At 66.4% G+C, this 17,213-nt stretch carries 23 protein-coding genes; 7 read left to right on the top strand and 16 right to left on the bottom strand.

The window, feature by feature from the left end; translation table 11 throughout:
* Nucleotides 1-142: 142 nt before the first annotated feature.
* The 12 genes from AABQ55_RS09665 to AABQ55_RS09610 form a co-directional block, all read right to left on the bottom strand.
* Nucleotides 143-940: a DUF6456 domain-containing protein gene (locus AABQ55_RS09665; protein WP_272804866.1), complete on the bottom strand. Its 798-nt coding sequence runs from the start codon at nt 938-940 to the stop codon at nt 143-145.
* Entirely contained in the window at nt 933-1,376 is a 444-nt protein-coding gene (locus AABQ55_RS09660; protein WP_244769937.1) for a helix-turn-helix domain-containing protein, read from the bottom strand. The genes AABQ55_RS09665 and AABQ55_RS09660 overlap by 8 nt, the downstream gene beginning before the upstream one ends.
* A 230-nt stretch (nt 1,377-1,606) precedes the next feature.
* The gene (locus AABQ55_RS09655) at nt 1,607-2,041 is read right to left on the bottom strand and encodes a MucR family transcriptional regulator (protein ID WP_272804865.1); all 435 of its coding nucleotides are present in this window, start codon (nt 2,039-2,041) and stop codon (nt 1,607-1,609) included.
* A 411-nt stretch (nt 2,042-2,452) separates the two neighbouring features.
* Nucleotides 2,453-2,809 carry a monovalent cation/H(+) antiporter subunit G gene (gene mnhG, locus AABQ55_RS09650; RefSeq protein ID WP_272804864.1) on the bottom strand — a complete coding sequence of 119 codons (357 nt, stop codon included), beginning with the start codon at nt 2,807-2,809 and terminating at the stop codon, nt 2,453-2,455.
* Nucleotides 2,809-3,174 (bottom strand): cation:proton antiporter, encoded by a 366-nt coding sequence (locus AABQ55_RS09645; RefSeq protein ID WP_272804863.1) that lies wholly within the window; start codon nt 3,172-3,174, stop codon nt 2,809-2,811. Before AABQ55_RS09645 ends, mnhG begins: the two co-directional genes overlap by 1 nt.
* Nucleotides 3,174-3,647 (bottom strand): Na+/H+ antiporter subunit E, encoded by a 474-nt coding sequence (locus AABQ55_RS09640; protein WP_244769933.1) that lies wholly within the window; start codon nt 3,645-3,647, stop codon nt 3,174-3,176. The genes AABQ55_RS09645 and AABQ55_RS09640 overlap by 1 nt, the downstream gene beginning before the upstream one ends.
* Before the next feature lies 1 nt (nt 3,648).
* Complete coding sequence (locus AABQ55_RS09635; RefSeq protein ID WP_272804862.1) at nt 3,649-5,190, bottom strand: Na+/H+ antiporter subunit D; 1,542 nt, start codon at nt 5,188-5,190, stop codon at nt 3,649-3,651.
* 17 nt (nt 5,191-5,207) lie between these two features.
* Nucleotides 5,208-5,585 (bottom strand): Na+/H+ antiporter subunit C, encoded by a 378-nt coding sequence (locus tag AABQ55_RS09630; protein ID WP_133033142.1) that lies wholly within the window; start codon nt 5,583-5,585, stop codon nt 5,208-5,210.
* Nucleotides 5,585-6,004 carry a Na(+)/H(+) antiporter subunit B gene (locus AABQ55_RS09625; RefSeq protein ID WP_272804861.1) on the bottom strand — a complete coding sequence of 140 codons (420 nt, stop codon included), beginning with the start codon at nt 6,002-6,004 and terminating at the stop codon, nt 5,585-5,587. The genes AABQ55_RS09630 and AABQ55_RS09625 overlap by 1 nt, the downstream gene beginning before the upstream one ends.
* Before the next feature lie 445 nt (nt 6,005-6,449).
* On the bottom strand, nt 6,450-8,774 hold the full coding sequence (locus AABQ55_RS09620) for a putative monovalent cation/H+ antiporter subunit A (protein WP_272804860.1): 2,325 nt from the start codon (nt 8,772-8,774) through the stop codon (nt 6,450-6,452).
* A gap of 46 nt (nt 8,775-8,820) precedes the next feature.
* Nucleotides 8,821-9,216 (bottom strand): type II toxin-antitoxin system VapC family toxin, encoded by a 396-nt coding sequence (locus AABQ55_RS09615; protein WP_272804859.1) that lies wholly within the window; start codon nt 9,214-9,216, stop codon nt 8,821-8,823.
* Nucleotides 9,213-9,464: a type II toxin-antitoxin system VapB family antitoxin gene (locus tag AABQ55_RS09610; protein WP_272804858.1), complete on the bottom strand. Its 252-nt coding sequence runs from the start codon at nt 9,462-9,464 to the stop codon at nt 9,213-9,215. The genes AABQ55_RS09615 and AABQ55_RS09610 overlap by 4 nt, the downstream gene beginning before the upstream one ends.
* 117 nt (nt 9,465-9,581) lie before the next feature.
* Here AABQ55_RS09610 and msrB point away from each other — a divergent pair, with 117 nt between their 5' ends.
* On the top strand, nt 9,582-9,989 hold the full coding sequence (gene msrB, locus AABQ55_RS09605; RefSeq protein WP_244769926.1) for a peptide-methionine (R)-S-oxide reductase MsrB: 408 nt from the start codon (nt 9,582-9,584) through the stop codon (nt 9,987-9,989).
* A gap of 29 nt (nt 9,990-10,018) precedes the next feature.
* Here the strand turns inward: msrB and AABQ55_RS09600 are convergent, their stop codons facing one another.
* Complete coding sequence (locus AABQ55_RS09600; protein WP_244769925.1) at nt 10,019-10,522, bottom strand: GNAT family N-acetyltransferase; 504 nt, start codon at nt 10,520-10,522, stop codon at nt 10,019-10,021.
* Nucleotides 10,523-10,752: 230 nt separating this feature from the next.
* On the opposite strand from AABQ55_RS09600, the gene AABQ55_RS09595 reads away from it, so the two are divergent.
* The gene (locus tag AABQ55_RS09595) at nt 10,753-11,253 is read left to right on the top strand and encodes a hypothetical protein (protein ID WP_272804857.1); all 501 of its coding nucleotides are present in this window, start codon (nt 10,753-10,755) and stop codon (nt 11,251-11,253) included.
* Between the two features lie 50 nt (nt 11,254-11,303).
* On the opposite strand, the gene trhA is transcribed toward AABQ55_RS09595, so the two are convergent.
* The gene (trhA, locus tag AABQ55_RS09590; RefSeq protein ID WP_272804856.1) at nt 11,304-11,963 is read right to left on the bottom strand and encodes a PAQR family membrane homeostasis protein TrhA; all 660 of its coding nucleotides are present in this window, start codon (nt 11,961-11,963) and stop codon (nt 11,304-11,306) included.
* A gap of 121 nt (nt 11,964-12,084) precedes the next feature.
* The gene (locus AABQ55_RS09585) at nt 12,085-12,408 is read right to left on the bottom strand and encodes a TraR/DksA family transcriptional regulator (protein WP_064329474.1); all 324 of its coding nucleotides are present in this window, start codon (nt 12,406-12,408) and stop codon (nt 12,085-12,087) included.
* Nucleotides 12,409-12,712: 304 nt separating this feature from the next.
* Between AABQ55_RS09585 and AABQ55_RS09580 the strand changes: the two genes are divergently transcribed.
* The gene (locus tag AABQ55_RS09580) at nt 12,713-13,582 is read left to right on the top strand and encodes a VOC family protein (RefSeq protein ID WP_272807425.1); all 870 of its coding nucleotides are present in this window, start codon (nt 12,713-12,715) and stop codon (nt 13,580-13,582) included.
* Nucleotides 13,583-14,165: 583 nt separating this feature from the next.
* On the opposite strand, the gene AABQ55_RS09575 is transcribed toward AABQ55_RS09580, so the two are convergent.
* Nucleotides 14,166-14,576 carry a DUF930 domain-containing protein gene (locus tag AABQ55_RS09575; RefSeq protein WP_432347237.1) on the bottom strand — a complete coding sequence of 137 codons (411 nt, stop codon included), beginning with the start codon at nt 14,574-14,576 and terminating at the stop codon, nt 14,166-14,168.
* Between the two features lie 165 nt (nt 14,577-14,741).
* Between AABQ55_RS09575 and AABQ55_RS09570 the strand changes: the two genes are divergently transcribed.
* From AABQ55_RS09570 to AABQ55_RS09555, 4 genes are all read left to right on the top strand, one after another.
* Nucleotides 14,742-15,869, top strand: coding sequence for an AI-2E family transporter (locus AABQ55_RS09570; RefSeq protein ID WP_244769921.1), 1,128 nt, complete (start codon nt 14,742-14,744; stop codon nt 15,867-15,869).
* Nucleotides 15,870-16,002: 133 nt separating this feature from the next.
* A complete protein-coding gene (gene bigR / locus AABQ55_RS09565) occupies nt 16,003-16,311 on the top strand; it encodes a sulfite-sensing transcriptional repressor BigR (protein ID WP_272807423.1) in 309 nt (102 codons plus the stop codon).
* Nucleotides 16,308-16,718, top strand: coding sequence for a YeeE/YedE family protein (locus AABQ55_RS09560; RefSeq protein ID WP_244769920.1), 411 nt, complete (start codon nt 16,308-16,310; stop codon nt 16,716-16,718). Before bigR ends, AABQ55_RS09560 begins: the two co-directional genes overlap by 4 nt.
* A complete protein-coding gene (locus tag AABQ55_RS09555) occupies nt 16,715-17,149 on the top strand; it encodes a DUF6691 family protein (RefSeq protein ID WP_272804855.1) in 435 nt (144 codons plus the stop codon). Before AABQ55_RS09560 ends, AABQ55_RS09555 begins: the two co-directional genes overlap by 4 nt.
* Nucleotides 17,150-17,213: the final 64 nt, after the last annotated feature.

Here is a 17,213-nt window from a genome sequence, read left to right as displayed (position 1 = left end):
CCTGCCGGCACCTTCTCCCCGCGGGGGAGAAGGGGATGGAGCAACGTCGAACGCCATAGGCGATGGTCTCGCCGCTTATGAAGGATAGATACCGGCAGGCGGAGAGGGTCATAGCCAATCGCGGCAACGCGCCCTTTCCCCCTCACCCCATCCATTCCGGCCGATAGCCCTCCGCGCCCCAGGCATGGGCCTGCCGGCCGGCCGGGACCGGCGGGGCATAGTGGCGGGCGAGCGCCATCAGGGCGGCGCGCAGCATCAGCTTGGCCGAGCGGGCGGGCCATTGCCGCTCGCGCTCCACCGTCTCCAGCCCCTTCATGAAGCAGCAGACATCGAGCGCGACGCCCGACAGTTCCGGCCCGATCGCCGTGATAGCCCGCGCCACGCGCAGGCGGGCGGCAAGCGCGGTGTCGGTAAGCTCGCGCACCGCGCCCGCCTCGCCCTTCTGGCGGCCGGCGATGCGCGGCTCCCAAGACATGGTCAAACGCGGCTGCAGGCCGCCGCGGGTGAAATCCGCATGCAGCCGCTCGCCGGCGGCAAGGGCGGTGTCCGGCAGGAAGGCCTCGCCCGTCTTCTCCTTCAGCCGGGTCAGGCTCGCCAGCGGCGATTCCAGCCGGTTGGCGAGCGCCCGCTCCCGCGCCCCGTCGCGCAGCACCGTCACCTCGGCGAGGTCCCGGTGCTGGTCGGCGAAGGGCGTCTCTGCCGTGCAGAGCCTGCGCTTCAGATAGGCCCGCGCCTCCGCCGTCGCAAAGAGCCGGTCGCCCTCGCGCCTGACAAGCCCGCGGCGCAGCGCCGCGGCGAGAAGCGCCGGGCCAAGCGGCTGCCGGCGCCCGTCGGCCGCAAGCGCCGCCTCCCCGGCCACCCTCGCCTCGCCGGCCGCCAGCAGGAGGCGCAGCACCTTCGCGAGCGCCGCATCGTTCGTCGTGTCCCCGCCCTCACCCATGGCTGCCGATCCCCGCCGGGCCGAAGACCGAGAGCACGACACGCTCGATCGCCGAGACGAAGGCGTCGAAGGCGGCATCGTCGCGGCGGTCCTCCACCACGTTGCAGGCATGGCCGACCGTCGTGCGGTCGCGCCCGAAGGCGGCGCCGATATCGGACTGCGACAGGCGCAGCACGACATGGCAGACATACATGGCGATCTGGCGCACATGGCAGGTGGTGCGCCGGCCGTCGCGCCGCCAGAGCGGCCGCTCGCCCGCCATCGCCGTCATTTCCAGCACCAGCTGGCGCACGATGCGGCAGGCGGTGCCGGCCGGCACGACCGGCACCGGCGGCGCTGCCCCACCCGGCACGGCCCCCTTGGTTTCCGGCGCCGGACCGGGGCAGGACGGGGTTTCGAGCGACGACCGCCGGTGGGGAACGATGAACTGGTGCATGACTGGCCACTCCGTTGATAGGAATTTATTCATACACCCTAGAGGATGAGTGGGGACGAATGAAGCGTATCGGCGCAACCTTTCCTTGAATTTCTTCATAAATTTATGATAAACATCCCCATATAGGTTTTTATTCCTCAATCCCTTGCTGATATGCGCCCGAACCGCCGGCACGCAAAAGGCCGGCCCCTTGCGGGACCGGCCTTCGAAATGCAAGCGGAATGCGGGTCTTACTTGCCCTTGCGGCGCTGGCCGAGGCCCATTTCCTTGGCGAGGCGCGAGCGGGCTTCCGCATAGGCGGGCGCGACCATCGGGTAGTCGGCCGGCAGGTCCCACTTCTCGCGGTATTCTTCCGGGGTCATGCCGTAATGGGTCATCAGGTGGCGCTTCAGCGACTTGAACTTCTGGCCGTCTTCCAGGCAGATGATGTAGTCGTTCTGCACGGATTTCTTCACCGGCACCGGCGGCTTCGGCTTTTCGGCGACAACGGGGGCCTCGATGGCGGCGGCAGGCTGCGTCGTGTTGTTGAGCGCGGCATGCACGTCGGCGATCAGGCCCGGCAGCTCCGCGACGGGAACGACGTGATTGCCTACATAGGCGGCGACGATATCGGCGGTCAATTCCACAAGCAGATTGGAGCCGGCGGCAGGGTTTGTTTCGGTCATTTCTTTCTCCTGTCGGACAACACGCAGGTCGATGGCCCTACCCATCGACCTGGACAATGAATTCGGCGTAAAGCGTCCTTGTCGGGTGATCCTGTGGCAGAATAATGCTCGCCCGTCGAAATGCAGACATTTTCGTCAATATAACTTCCACTATAGCGGCCGCCGTGTCATGCGCCAGCTCCTGCCGGCATATACCTCATGGGCATAGATACGGCTCGAACTCAACTTAAACAGGAAAACCGCATACAAGCCTATTCAACCCGGATGCTTTACTTCGTCTGAAATACCATTCCACAATTCATTGTCCAGTATTATTTTGTGGAGACAAAGCGGAAGCTTTCAATAGAAAAGGCAAGCCACTAAAAGTTAGTGGATACTACAATTTCTGAGGACTGGGCGTTCAACCCTTTATCAACGCTTCTTGTTGCCGCGTTCGCGCGCATCGCGCATCTCGTCAAGCACAGTATGGCGCGAGAGGCGATAGCCGGCCTCGTGGGCCGCCCTGGCGACGAGATGGGCGGCGATCGGTGCCGTCAGCACGAAGAAGACGAAGCCGGCGAGCGCCCGCGTGAAGATCGCCGCATCGAGCGAATGGAGGCCGGCGGCAAAGAGCATGAGGCCGGAGCCGACCGTGCCGGCCTTCGAGGCGGCGTGCATGCGGGTATAGACATCCGGCAGGCGCACGATGCCGAGGGCCGCCAGGAAGGTGAAGATGCCGCCGGCGACCAGCATGACGGCGACGACGACCGCGAGAACGAGATCCAGCATCAGCGCCGCCTCCTTGCCTTGGCCGTTTTGCCCTGCCGCACGCCCTTGCGGACGGGGCTTTCGCCGCCTGCCGCCGGTTCGTCCGCCTCCATGCCCTGGCGCAGCACGAAACGCGCGAAGGCGACGGTGGCGAGGAAGCCGACGAGGCCGAGCGCGATGGCGATGTCGATATAGAGGTTGAAGCCGGTCCTGATGGCGAGGACGGCGATGAAGCCGATGGCGATGGCCACCAGCATGTCGAGCGCGACGATGCGGTCCGGCAGCGTCGGCCCCTTGACGACCCGGTAGGCCGTCAGGAAGAAGGCCGCGCACATCAGGAAGAGCGCGATCGTGGCGGCGGCGGAGATGACGGTTTCGGCGCCCATCAGCGGAAAGCCTCCAGGATCTTCTTCTCAAAACCACCGGCGATGTCCCGCCGCGCGCCGACGGGATCGGAGCAGTCGAGCGCGTGCACGTAGAGCACCTTGCGGTCGGCGGAGACGTCGACGGAGAGCGTGCCCGGCGTCAGCGTGATGAGATTGGCGAGCAGCGTGATCTCGAAATCCCGGTCGACCGTCAGCGGAAAGGCGAAGATGCCGGGCTTCAGCGCCATTTTCGGGCTCGCCACCAGCACCGCCACCTTCCAGGCGGAGAGCGCCAGTTCCTTGATGAACAGCAGGAGGAGCGACAGCACCTTCAGCGGCCGGATACGCCTTCCGTCCGGCCGGATGTGATCGCGGATCAGCGCGAGCGACAGGGCACCCGCGACGATGCCGAGCAAGAGGTTGGGAATGGTGAAGCTGCCGGAGACGGCAAGCCAGGCGAGCGCGAACAGGGCGACGGTGAAGGCGGGCCGCATGTCAGTTGCCTCCCGGAAAGACGGAGCCGACATAGGCCCGCGGATCGGCCAGCCCCTGCGCGGCGAGCTGGATGGTCGAGAGCAGCCCATCCGGAAAGAGGCCGAAGACCACCGTCAGCACGGTGAGCACGGCAAGCGGCAGCAGCGCGCTTGCCGGAATGGCCTCTGCCGCAAGGGCACCGTCCGCCGGGCGCCAGTAGGCCAAGAGGAACACCCGGCCGACCGCGATGGTCGTCAGGAAGCCGCTGAGGAAGACCACTGCCGCCAGCCACCAGGCGCCGATATCCATGGCCGCCTTGGCCACCATGACCTTCGGCCAGAAGCCGGAGAACGGCGGCAGGCCGGAGACGGCGAAGAACAGCACCAGCGACAGCGCGGAAAACAGCGCCGAGCGCGTATAAAGTCCGCCAAGGCGGGAAAGATCGAACGTGCCGGAAAGCCGCCCGGCAAGCCCCGCCGCCATGTAGAGCCCCGTCATCACGACCATGGAATGCAGCGCATAGAAGATCGCCCCGCCGGTGCCGCCCGGGCTGCCGAGCGACAGGCCGGCCAGCATGATGCCGATGCCCGAGATGACGAGATAGCCGAGCAGCCGGCGGATGTCGTTCTGCCCGAGCGCGCCGAGCGCGCCGAGGAGCATGGTGGCCGCGCCCGTGAGCGCGATGACGAAGCTCAGTTCCTCCCGCTCGACCGGGAAGAGCATGATCAGCGTGCGCAGCAGCGCATAGATGCCGACCTTGGTGAGGAGGCCCGCGAACAGCGCGGACACCACGATGCGCGGCGTGTGGTAGGAGGCCGGCAGCCAGAAATTCACCGGGAAGGCCGCGGCCTTCATGCCGAAGGCGGTGAGGTAGAGCATGGCGAGCGTCATCAGCGGCAGCTCGGCGCGGCCCGCCGCCGCCTTCGTGGCGATGTCGGCCATGTTGAGCGTGCCGAAGATGCCGTAGAGATAGCCGGTCGTGATCAGGAACAGCGTCGTGGCGATGAGGTTCAGGAAGGCGTATTTGATCGCGCCGTCGATCTGCCGCGGCTCCGAGCCGAGCGTGATCAGGCCGAAGGACGAGATCAGCAGCACCTCGAACCAGACATAGAGGTTGAAGATATCGCCCGTCAGGAAGGCGCCGGAAACGCCGGCCATCAGCAGCAGCAGGAACGGATAGAAGCCGTAGCGCCGGCCGCTGCCGTCGATATCGGTGAGCGCGTGCACGGCGCCGGCAAGCGCCACGACAGCGCCCGCAAGGGCGAAGAGCACGCCCGTCAGGTCCGCCGTGAACGCGATGCCGAAGGGCGGCAGCCAGCGGCCCATGACCATCGTCACGGGGCCGTTTTCCGCAACATGGGCGAAGAGCAGCGCATCGAGCAGCACCAGCACGGCCAGCGCGGGAACCGCGAGGACGCCCTGCAGGTGCAGCGACTTGCGGGCCATCAGGAGCACCGCGCCGGCCAGGATGCACCAGGCGGGCGGCAGCACGACCAGCCAGTCGGCGGGGGCGACCGGGGTCATGACGAGGGCTGCGGTAAGATCGGTCGGCGTTGCGGCCATTGGCGGGTCGGTTCCTGTCAGTAGCCGGTCGGCGGAAGGGGGTCGTTCTCCGGCTCCGCCAGCCGCATCTCGTTGCCGTTGTCGGTGCCGAGATCCTGGTAGGCGCGGTAGACGAGCACCAGCAGGAAGGCGAAGAAGGAGAAGGAAATCACGATCGCCGTCAGGATGAGCGCCTGCGGCAGCGGATTGGCGGTGAGCGCCTGCGGCACGTCATGGCCGGCCGGGATGATCGGCGGCACCTCGCGCAGGATGCGGCCATTGGTGAAGATGAGGAGGTTCACCGCATTGCCGAGCAGCACGACGCCGAGCAGCACGCGCACCAGGAACTTCGACAGCATCAGATAGACGGCCGCGGAAAAGAACAGGCCGATGAGGAGGACGAAGGGTACTTCCATCAGGCGTCCTCCTCCGCTTCCAGCGCCAGGGCGATCGAGGTGATCGCGCCCACCACCACGAGATAGACGCCGGTATCGAACAGCATGACGCTGGAAAGCGGAATCTCGACGCCGAGGATGACCGGGTAGACCCAGAGCCCCGTCATGAAGGGCACGGCGAAAAAGATCGACATCAGGCCGGCGATCGCCGCGATGAAGAGCCCGAAGGCCGAGATCGCCATCGGATGGAACCACAGCGCCCTGCGCACGGCGGCAATGCCGTTGGCGATGCCGTAGATCGCGAAGGCCGAGACGGCGATCAGCCCGCCGATGAACCCGCCGCCCGGCTCGTTGTGGCCGCGCAGCAGCACGAAGAGCGAGAACAGCACCATGAGCGCGGTGAGGAACGGGGCGACGGTGCGGAAGATGAGCGTGTTCATGGGTGCCGGCCTTTCGCTGAGGCGTGCCGGCACGCCCTCCTCTGCCCTGCCGGGCATCTCCCCCTCAGGGGCTGGGCGATCGCACATGGAAGGAAACCGTTGCTCCATCCCCTTCTCCCCCGCGGGGAGAAGGTGCCGGCAGGCGGATGAGGGGGATGGCGAAGGCGCAAAGGCTCGATCCGAGCCACCCCCTCATCCGACCCTTCGGGCCACCTTCTCCCCACGGGGGAGAAGGGGAGAGCCGCACCGTCGAACGCCATATGCGATCGTCCCCTCAAGGGGGGAGATTGGATAGAGAGATGTTCCGCCCGTCTCCGACGTGGCTGACCGAGCACGGTGGCCGCCCCTTGCCGATCTCCCCCCTTGTGGGGGAGATGCCCGGCAGGGCAGAGGGGGGTAATGGCATTGCCCTGCCTCTGAGGACGGCGACCAAAGACCCAGCCCATCACGCCCTCCCCTTGCGGATGCGAATGATCGACAGAATCGCCAGGCCCGTCACCATGACGACGGCGATCTCGCCCAGCGTGTCCGTGCCGCGGAAATCGACGATGATGACGTTCACGACATTGGCGCCATGCGCGATCGTCTTGGAATAGAGGTTGAAGAAATCGGTAAGCGCCGTGTCGAAGCGGCCCTGCGTGACCTTCAGGAGGTAGAGCGAGAAGCCGAGGCCGCAGGCGATGGCGATGACCGCATCCGGGATCTTCTCGCGCAAGGGACGGTGGTCGCGCGGCGTCAGCTTCAGCCGCGTCATGACGAGGGCGAGGATGACGACCGACAGCGTCTCGATCATGAACTGCGTGAAGGCGAGGTCCGGCGCGCCGAACAGCAGGAAGAGCAATGCGACGCAGAAGCCCTGGATGCCGAGCGCGACGATGGCCGTCAGGCGGTTGCTCGCCGTCAGCACCGCGCCGATGCCGAGGACCGCGAGCGCCATGACCGCCAGCTCGTGGAACGGCATGTCGGCCGGCCAGACCGGCAGGCGCGGCCATTCGCCATAGACGGCGGGCGGCACGAGCAGCGCCAGCGCGATCACCGCGAAGGTCGCCGTCATGTAGATCTCCATGCGGCCGGGCTGGACGAGGCGGGTGATCGCCGCGGCGGCGCGCACGAGGCCCGTCATCACCTGGTCGAAGCCGCGGTCCGGTCCCCAGCCGATATCCTCGACCAGCCGGTTCGCCGCCGCGCGCGCCTTGTCGATGAAGAGGAAGACGGCGATGCCGAAGACAATGGTGACGACGGACAGCGCCAGCGCGAGGCCGAGATGCGGCATGGCCGAAATGGTGACCGTCTGCGGCATGCCGGCGATGGCGGAGGCGAGCGGCGACGTCAGCAGGGCATGGGTGACGGCGGAGAAGAGACCGATGACCAGCCCCTTGACGGCGAGCAGCACGGGGCCGATCCACAGGAGGGCCGGCCCCTCATGCGCATGTTTCGGCGTCTTAACCGGCGCGCCGAGGAACGGTTTCAGCGCCACCGCGAAGGCGACGGCGAACATCAGCCCGTTACCGACGACGGCCGCGGCGGTGAACGCGACGGCGCGCGGGCTGCCGCCGGCAAGCGCCGCATAGATCTCCTCCTTGGCGAGGAAGCCGAAGAAGGGCGGCAGGCCGGCCATCGAGAGCGCGGCAAAAAGCGCGGCAAGGAAGGTGACGGGCATCGCCCGCCTGAGCCCGCCGAGCCGGGTGATGTCGCGCGTGCCCGTCTCGTGGTCGATGAGGCCGGCGACCATGAAGAGCGCGCCCTTGAAGAGCGAGTGGGCGACGAGATAGAGCGCGGCGGCGGCCACCGCATGCTGCGAGCCGAAGCCGGTCAGCATCACGAGAAGGCCGAGCGAGGCGACCGTCGTATAGGCGAGCATCAGCTTCAGGTCGGTCTGGCGGATGGCGAGCACCGCGCCGACGATGAGCGTCAGCCCGCCGAAGGCCGGCAGGATCGTCTCCCAGGCGAGCGTGTCGCCCATGACGGGGTTGAGCCGCATCAGGAGGTAGACGCCGGCCTTCACCATGGTGGCCGAATGGAGATAGGCCGAGACGGGCGTCGGCGCCTCCATGGCGTTCGGCAGCCAGAAATGGAACGGGAACTGCGCCGACTTGGTGAAGGCGCCGCCGAGGATGAGGAAGAGCAGCGGCAGGTAGAACGGGCTTGCCCGCACCTCCGCGCCGAAGGACATCAGAAGCGACAGCTGCGTGACGTCGGTGACGTTCCACAGGAGCAGCAGGCCGGCCAGCAGGAAGAGCCCGCCGCCGCCGGTGACGACCAGCGCCTGCAGCGCGGCGCGACGCGAGGCTTCCCGCGCATGGTCGAAGCCGATCAGCAGGAAGGAGGTGATCGAGGTCAGCTCCCAGAACACGAAGAGCATCAGGAAGCTGTCTGAGGCGACGAGGCCGAGCATCGCACCCATGAACATCAGGATAAAGGAGAAGAACCGTCCCTGGTGCCGATGTTCCTTCAGGTAGCCGCCGGCATAGAGCACGATGAGCGTGCCGATGCCGGAGATCAGAAGCAGGAAGGCGAGCGACAGGCCATCGATCAGCCAGGAGAAGCTGACATTGTAGGACGGCACCCAGGCATAGCCGCCCGTGACGATCTCGCCGCGCGAGACCTCCGCATTGAAGCCGAGGAAGTGGAGGAAGATCGCGGCCGGCACCAGCGCCAGCGGCCAGGCGGCATGGTGACCGAGGAGCCGCGTGAGCGCCGGCGCGACCAGCGCGCCGAGAAACGGCAGACAGAAGGCAAGGAAGGTCAAGCCCATCGTGTCTGGTATCATCCCCTCTCCCTCATGCGCGGGCTTTGCCCGTCGTGCCGTGTTTTTTTCAGATCGCCGGTTCTACGTCGGTATGGCGGAAATCGCCACCCTTGAACAGCAAGGGCGCGTCGTTTTCACGCGCCAATGCATAGGAAAAACAATCACCATAGTTCAAATGTGCGGCATGACCCGTGCCCCGGCCGAAACGCCGGAAGGCCTCGAAGGCAAGCTCCGCCTGGGCTGCGGTGACCGGCGTGACCTGGATATCACCGCGCAGCAGAAAGGCATCCAGCGCGTTGACACCCGCGCCGCCATGGCGGGCAAACAGCACAATCTTCGTTTCGAGCAATGTCGCCGCGCTCATCACGCGGGTTGCGGCCCGCTCGATGGCCTCGTTGAACGCCCGCCGCTCCGGCTCGTCGGTCAAAATGGCGATCAGCGCAGACGTGTCCAGCACGATCATCGCGGCAGGCCGCTTTCATCATAACCGAGAATAGCCTCGGGCGTTCGCGCATCGAGCACGGGCAGGCCGGCGCAATCAAGCGCGATCCTGTCGAGCTGGTCGGCGAGGCGCACGGCCTTGAGATGGCGCACGCGCGCCAGACGCTCCTCGATGGAGACCTTTACCGCCCGCGTCAGGCTTTCGCCGGTCGCTTCGGCCAGCATGCGGGCAAGGGCATGGGCCTCCTCGTCCTTGATGTTCAAAGGCATGTTTTCCTCCTTTCCTTAAAAAAGGAGGATAGGAGGAACAGACGCAACTTTCAAGCGATCGGGCCAATTGTTTTGCCGCAATCGAAGTCCTATCTAATGCATCGACAGGAGGACGCGATGAGCGACACGAAGACGTTGAAGGTCAACAAGACGAAGGACGAGTGGCGGGAGATCCTGACGCCGGAGCAGTTCCGCATCACGCGCGAGCACGGCACGGAACGCGCCTTCTCCAGCCCCGATTTCGACCTTTCCAAGAAGGGCACCTATCGCTGCATCTGCTGCGACAGGCCGCTTTACCGGTCGGAGGCGAAGTTCAATTCCGGCACCGGCTGGCCGAGCTTCTACCAACCGATCGAGCCCGGCGCGGTGAGCGACCATTCCGATTATTCCTACGGCATGACGCGCACGGAGATCCGCTGTTCGGACTGCGACGCCCATCTCGGCCACGTCTTCCCGGACGGCCCGCCGCCGACGGGCTTGCGCTTCTGCATGAACGGCGTGGCGCTCCGCTTCGATCCGGATTGAGGCGCGCGGAAAGGCGGCCTCGGGCCGGCCTACCGCTTGGGAACCTTGAGTTCCATGCAGGTCAGGTCCAGCCAGCGGCCGAACTTGATGCCGACCTCGCTGAACCGGCCGACCACCCGGAAGCCGAGCTTTTCGTGCAGCTTGATCGAGGCGGCGTTCTCCGCCTCGATGCCGGCGATCATGACATGGATGCCGTTGAAGCCCGCCCGGTCGATCAGCGCCTTGAGAAGGCGCTTGCCCGTGCCGGTGCCGCGACAATCGCCGCGCACATAGACGGAATGCTCGACCGTGTGGCGATAGCCGTCGAAGGCCCGCCAGTCGCCATAGGAGGCATAGCCGATCACCTGCTTGCCGCGCATGGCGACGAGCACCGGGAAACCGCGCTCCCGGCGGGCGGAGAACCAGGCCTTGCGGTTGTCGAGGTCGACGATGGCCTCGTTCCAGATCGCCGTCGTGTTGGCGACGGCATCGTTGTAGATGTCCATGATGCCGGGAAGATCCGCCTCCACGGCGTCGCGTATCGTGATGTCCATGGTTCCCCCCGGTTCTGCCTCCTGCCATACAGGAGGAGCGGGAAAGCTGTCCAGCCTGCATTCCGGCGCCGCGCCGCAAACTTGACGCGCGAAGGGTGCTGCAACAGTTTAAAAGCGCTGCGCAATTCCTTGAAACGGAATCGCTTCGGGAACTCCGGCAGTGGTTGCCGGGTGAAGAAACGCCCACCTTTGTCCGTTCCCCAGGGGACGCCATCAACGAGTAGCCGATCGTGCAACGCTTTCTCCTTCTTCTTTTCCTCGCCCTTCCCGGTGCCGCCTTCGCGCAGGGCTGGGAGCCCTATGTCAATGCCCGCTTCGGCTTTGCGGTGGAGATCCCGCCCGGTTTCACGCTCGTGCAGGAAGCCGATAATGGCGACGGGCGGACCTATGCGAAGGGCGAAGCGAAGCTCTCCATCTGGGCGAACCACCTGGCGACCGGGCCGTTCGGGGAAGAGGTCGCCGACCGGCGGACCACATATCTGCAGGAGGGCTGGGACCTCAGCTATGACCGGCAGACGACGGGCTGGGCGAGCCTTTCCGGCACGCTCGTCGATTCCATCCTCTACCACCGGATCATCGCGCTGTGCGACGACGCCGCAGCCTCCTTCGTGCTGGAATACCCGCAGTCGATGAAGGCGGAGATCTCGCCGTTCGTCGGGAGACTGGTGAAATCGCTGCGGCCGGCCGAGGGCTGCACGAGCGCGCAGGGCGCCGCCCCGCCGGCGCAATAGAGCAAGTCCAGCACAGGGCCTTGCGTCCGCAATCGCAGCGAGAAAGGCCGTCAGACGCCCGAGACGACGCTGGTCAGCACCGCCGAATAATGCACGGCGGCCGCGGCGACGACGAAGGCGTGCCAGATGGCGTTCTGGAAGCGCAGCTTCTCCCAGACATGGAAGATGACGCCGACCGAATAGAGCACGCCGCCGGCGACGATCAGCGTCAGCGTGGCCGTGGAAAGATGCGTCGTCAGCGGCCCGGCGGCGAGCACCCCGCTCCAGCCCATGGCGAGATAGATGAGGATCGCCAGCCGGTCGTAACGGCCGGGAAAGAGGAATTTCAGCGCGATACCCGCCGCCGCCATCAGCCAGATGCCGACAAGCATGCCGGCCAGCAGCGGATCGTCGATGCCGCGCTGCAGGAAGGGCGTGTAGGTGGCGGCGATCAGCACGAAGATCGCCGCATGGTCGAAGCGGCGCAGGTGCCACTTGACCTTCGAGACCGGCCAGAGATTGTAGGCGAAGGAGGTGGCGAGCGCGACGACGAGCCCGATACCGTAGACCCAGGCAGCCGCCAGCTGCCCGCTCGTCGCCCAGACGGTGGCATAGAAGATCAGCGCCGTCACGCCGATCAGCGCGAGGACCACGCCGACGCCATGCACGATGCCGTCGGCGATCACCTCGACCCGGTCATAGCTCCACTTGACGCCCTTGATCTCCACCACTGCCGGCCCTGCCTTGTCTGTCGGGCCATGGTGGCGCGTTTGGAGGCAGGGGGCAAGGGTGTGCGCGGATCACAAAAGTTTGCCGTGTGAGATGAACCCTCGGGTCGAGCCCGAGGATGCCTCATTGCTGCGCGATGCATTCCTCGCAGAGCGCGGCATGGGGCACGGCGGCAAGGCGGGCCTCGGAGATCGGCGCGCCGCACTTGGCGCAGAGCCCGAACGTGCCGGCGGCAATGCGGTCGAGCGCGGCGTCGATGGCGCCCAGCTCCTTGAGGCCGGTCGTGCCGAATTCCTCCAGCACCTCGTCATTCTCCCGCTCGATGGCGCGGTCGGCGCTGTCGCCGCTCTTCAGCGTGTCGAGATCCTTCTCGATCTTGTTGAGGCGGCGGTAGAGCTCGCGCTTGCGGGTCTCCAGAATGTCCTTGTACTGCGCCAGGTCCGTCACGATACCGGTCTCCCTTCGTTTCCGATCATGCGCCGAAAATGGCATCGTACCTGAAAAACGACATTGATCGGAATCAAGTTCCCGTACCCGGATCGTCAACACCACATTGACGGTAAATCGCCGAAACACCACCTTTCGTGAACGCCGCCGCTCCGCCATATTCCCTTCCGACAGAACGGTTTCCAGGGGAAACCGAGACAGGGATCAAACCATGACGGACCTCGACAGACGGACATTCCTCGGCGCCGCCGCCGCGGGCATCGCCGCCACCAGGGCCGGCCCCAGCCGCGCGGAGACCGCCCCGATGAACGATACGACCACCACGACCAGCCACGCCGTCGAGATGCCGGCCTTCGTCGACCATTCGCACCTGACGGTGATCGACCTGCCGATGCTCTCGGCCTTCTACCAGCAGGTCATGGGCCTTTCGGTGCTCGAGAAGTCGGCGTCGGGCGAAACGCTCGGCGTTGCCGGCCGGCCGCTTCTGACGCTGACGACGGGCAGCAACGCCGCCCGCGCGCCGCGCAACGCGCCGGGCCTGTTCCATACCGCCTTCCTCGTGCCGAACCGCAGGGAACTCGGCCGCTGGCTCGCCCATGCCGCGCACAACAACGTGCCGCTCACCGGCGCCTCCGACCATCTCGTCAGCGAGGCGATCTATCTCGACGACCCGGAAGGCAACGGCATCGAGGTCTATCGCGACCGCGACCGTTCCGAATGGACCTATGTGCCGGACGGCACGGTGAAGATGGCGACGCACCGGCTCGACCTGCAGGCGCTCTACGACGAGGCGCCGAAGGACGGCTGGACCGGCCAGGAAAACGGCACCGCCATCGGCCACATCCACCTGCAGGTCTCCGACATCCCGGAGGCGGACGCCTTCTTCCGCGACGTGCTCGGCCTCGACATCATGGCGACCTATCCGGGCGCCAGCTTCTTCGCGACCGGGAAATATCACCACCATGTCGCCGCCAATGTGTGGAACTCGCGCGGCCAGCCGAAGCGCCGGCCCGGCATGACCGGCCTTGCCGACTACACGATCCGCTTCAACGAACCGGCCAGGCTGGAAACGGCACTGAACAAGCTGGACGCATTGGCGATCCCGACGACGCGCAGCGGCGACACCGTCTCGCTCGTCGATCCCTGGGGCATCGGCCTCAGGCTCTCGGCCTGAAGGCCTGGCCAAGAAACGGTGAAGGGTTGGGACACCCCCTCTGCGCTGCCGCTTTCCCCTTCTCCCCCGCGGGGAGAAGGTGGCCCGAAGGGCCGGATGAGGGGGCTTGCACACCGTCTGACGTCTTCGCCACCCCCTCATCCCGCTGCCGCGACCTTCTCCCCGCGGGGGAGAAGGGGCAAGACGCGTCGCCTCATTCCATATGCAATTCGCCTGCCCACAAGGAGGAGACCTTGCTCAAACTCCCCGGCGCTAAGAACGATGAAACGGTGTTCCATCCAGTCCCCCCTAGGTCCAATCGCCTATGGAAGGAAACCGTTGCCCCATCCCCTTCTCCCCCGCGGGGAGAAGGTGCCGGCAGGCGGATGAGGGGGAGGTCGAAGGCGTAAAGGATTTGTCCGAGCCACCCCCTCATCCGGCCCTTCGGGCCACCTTATTCCCGCGGGGGAGAAGGGAAGGACGGCAACGTCGAACTCTATAGGCAATTCTCCCGCCCTCAACGGGGAGATGCCCGGCAGGGCAAAGGGGAAATCCTCACCCCACAGGATCGGCTCCGCGACCACCTTCCCGGCCGAACCCACCCTCAATCGTAGAGATAATGCGCCGCCCAGTCCTCGTGCGGCACCACGTCGCCGATGCGGTACTTGAAGGCGTTGACCTCCAGGCGGTCGGCGCTCGCCTCGCATTTGTAGGAAAGGCGATACCATTCGCCGCCGCTGCGGAAGACGGCGCCCTTCGTCTTGATCGTCGTGCCGTCGAGCTTGGGATCGCCGAAGGCATAGGCGATCACCTTGTCCGGGCGGAAGCCGCCCTTGGCGTCGCTGATCTGGTCCATCGCCTCGATGTCGCAGCGCTGTTCCAGCCGCTCTTCCGGCGTCAGCTTCTGAAGCTGGCTGCGCACGCGCGCATCGAGCGCCAGCGCGGGCGATGAACAGAGCGGCGCGAGCGCCAGGGTGCAAAGGGCGATGAAAAGCCCGCCTGCCTGCCGTTTCAACTGTCGGCCTCCTCTTCGTGGTGTCATTTCCGACACCTTAATTCGGGGTTAACGGGCAATATGTCGATTTCGCGACGCTGGCAACCCACCAGAGGTTTCAAGCCGCAAGCGGTGGAACTTCCGCTTTCCTCGCGCGTTTCCGGCGCGGAAAACGGGGGATGCGCCATGCATGACATATCGGGAAAACCGGCCGAACGGCGGCTCTTGCGGGGCAGTCTCGACATCGAAAAGGACCTTTCGGAGGGCGCGCCCCGCCGCTACGGGCTGGACATTGCCGCCGCCTGGGCGGCCATCGGCATTTTCGCGATCATGGCCATGGCCGTCGTCTATCTCATGGCGCCGATCCTCATCCCGCTGTCGCTGGCGGTCGTCACGGGCCTCATCTTCGGCGTGGCGGCGGAAAAGCTCACCGACCTCGGCATTCCCCCGCTGCCGACCGCGCTGCTCCTGGCCGGCGCCTTCGGCTTCGGGGTCTTCTTCATCGCCGGCCTGCTTGCCGACCCCATCACCCAGCTTGCCGCCAACGCGCCCGACCTGGTGCGCGGGGCGTATGATCGCATCACGCCGCTCTTTTCCCGCCTCGGCTGGCTGAACATCAGCCCGCAGACCTTCGAGAGCGGCCAGATGTCGATGGAGAAGGTGCTGGAGAACACCGGCAGCATCCTTGGCATCCTTTCGGCCAGCCTCACCCCCGCCCTGCTGCAGGGCATGATCTTCTTCGCCGCGCTGGTGCTCTTCCTCTCCGCGCGGCTGAAGCTGCGCCAGATGCTCATCATGGCCTTCCCGCGCCGCGGCCAGCGGCTCGCCGCCATCCGCGTCATGAACGCCATCGACAGCGCGCTCGGCTATTATTTCGCCACCGCGGCGCTGGTCTATGGCGCGCTCGGCGTCGTCACCGCCCTCATCACCTGGGGCGGCGGGCTGGCCATGCCCGTGCTCTGGGGGCTGTTCGCCTTCCTCTCCTCGTTCGTGCCCTTCCTCGGCGTGACGCTGATGACCATCGCGCTCGCCACCGCCGGCCTTCTCACGCACGAGACGCTGGTGATGGGCCTCCTGCCGGCGCTCGCCTTCTTCCTCGTGCACCTGGCCATGGAAAACCTCGTCATGCCGGCCGTGATGGGCAAGCGGCTGGAGGTCAACGCCTTCATCATCTTCACCGCCATCATCTTCTGGACCTGGATGTGGGGCGCGGCCGGCGCCATGCTCGCCCTGCCCCTCTCCATCATCGGCATGACCATCGCCGACGAGCTGCGCCCTGCCAAGCGCAAGGCCCGCCGCAGCCTGCCCGGCTGACAAACCGCCGCACCCTCGCCAGCCCGCTTGCGTATGAACATTATACATTATATGAAAATGTATAATGTTTTGGGCAACGGCTGGAAGGGATCCCCGCGTGAGCACGACCAGACCGCCCGGCGGCGCCGGGACCATGCCGCCGCAGGCCATGGAGGCGCGGGCGGCGGAGGTCGCAGGCCTGCTGAAGACGCTCGCCCACCCGGCCCGGCTGATGCTGGTCTGCACCCTGGTCGAGGGCGAATTCTTCGTCGGCGACCTCGAACGGCGGCTCGGCATCCACCAGCCGACGCTCTCCCAGCAGCTCAACGTGCTGCGCGAGGCCGGCATCGTCGAGACGCGCCGCAAGGGCAAGCAGATCTTCTACCGCCTCACCGCCGAAAAGGCCGCAAGGCTCGTCGGCGCGCTCTACACGATCTTCTGCACGGACGGGGAAAGCCCATGACCGCCTATCTTCCCGCCCTTCTCGGCGGCATGCTGATCGGCCTTGCCGCCGCGCTGCTGCTCGTCCTCAACGGCCGCGTCGCCGGCATCAGCGGCATTGTCGGCCGGCTCGCGGAGGGGAGCAATGTCGCCGTCAACGCCGCCTTCGTCGCCGGCCTCCTTCTCGGCCCCGTCCTCTACCGCGGCCTTGCCGGCGGCTGGCCGGCCGTCACCATCGCCGCACCGCTGCCGCTCATCGCCGCCGCCGGCCTCCTCGTCGGCTTCGGCACGCGCATGGGCTGCGGCTGCACCAGCGGCCACGGCGTCGTCGGCCTTGCCCGGCTTTCGCCGCGCTCCTTCGCCGCCGTCGCCAGCTTCCTCGTTGCCGGCGTTTTCGCCGTCGCGCTCCTGCGGAGTTCCGGCCTGTGACCCGTTCCCTCCCGCAAATCCTGTCCGCGCTCGGCTGCGGCGCGCTCTTCGGCCTCGGCCTTGCCCTTTCCGGCATGCTGGACCCCGCGCGCGTGCAGGGTTTCCTCGACCTTGCCGGCGCCTGGGATCCAAGCCTTGCCTTCGTGCTCGGCGGCGCCGTCGCCGTCATGGCGCTCGGCCTCGTCCTTGTGCGCCGCCTGGCACGCCCGGCCTTCGCGGAGGGCTTCCACCTGCCCGACACCCGCCCCGTCGACCGCAGACTGATCCTCGGCTCGGCGCTGTTCGGCCTCGGCTGGGGGCTTGGCGGCTTCTGCCCCGGCCCGGCGCTGGCCGCCCTTTCGCTCGGCCGGGCAGAACCCCTCCTCTTCGTCGCCTGCATGGTGGCGGGCATGGTGCTGCACGACCGGCTTTTCGCCCGCCGGGCGGGCTGAGCGCTTGATGCGGGCCGCCGGGCTCTCTATCTCTCTGGTCCCGCCTACCGATTTGCCGGAGTGA

Source organism: Shinella sp. WSD5-1, assembly GCF_963942435.1.
Taxonomy (GTDB): Bacteria; Pseudomonadota; Alphaproteobacteria; order Rhizobiales; family Rhizobiaceae; genus Shinella; species Shinella yambaruensis.
This window is presented reverse-complemented; position numbering and strand designations above follow the sequence as displayed.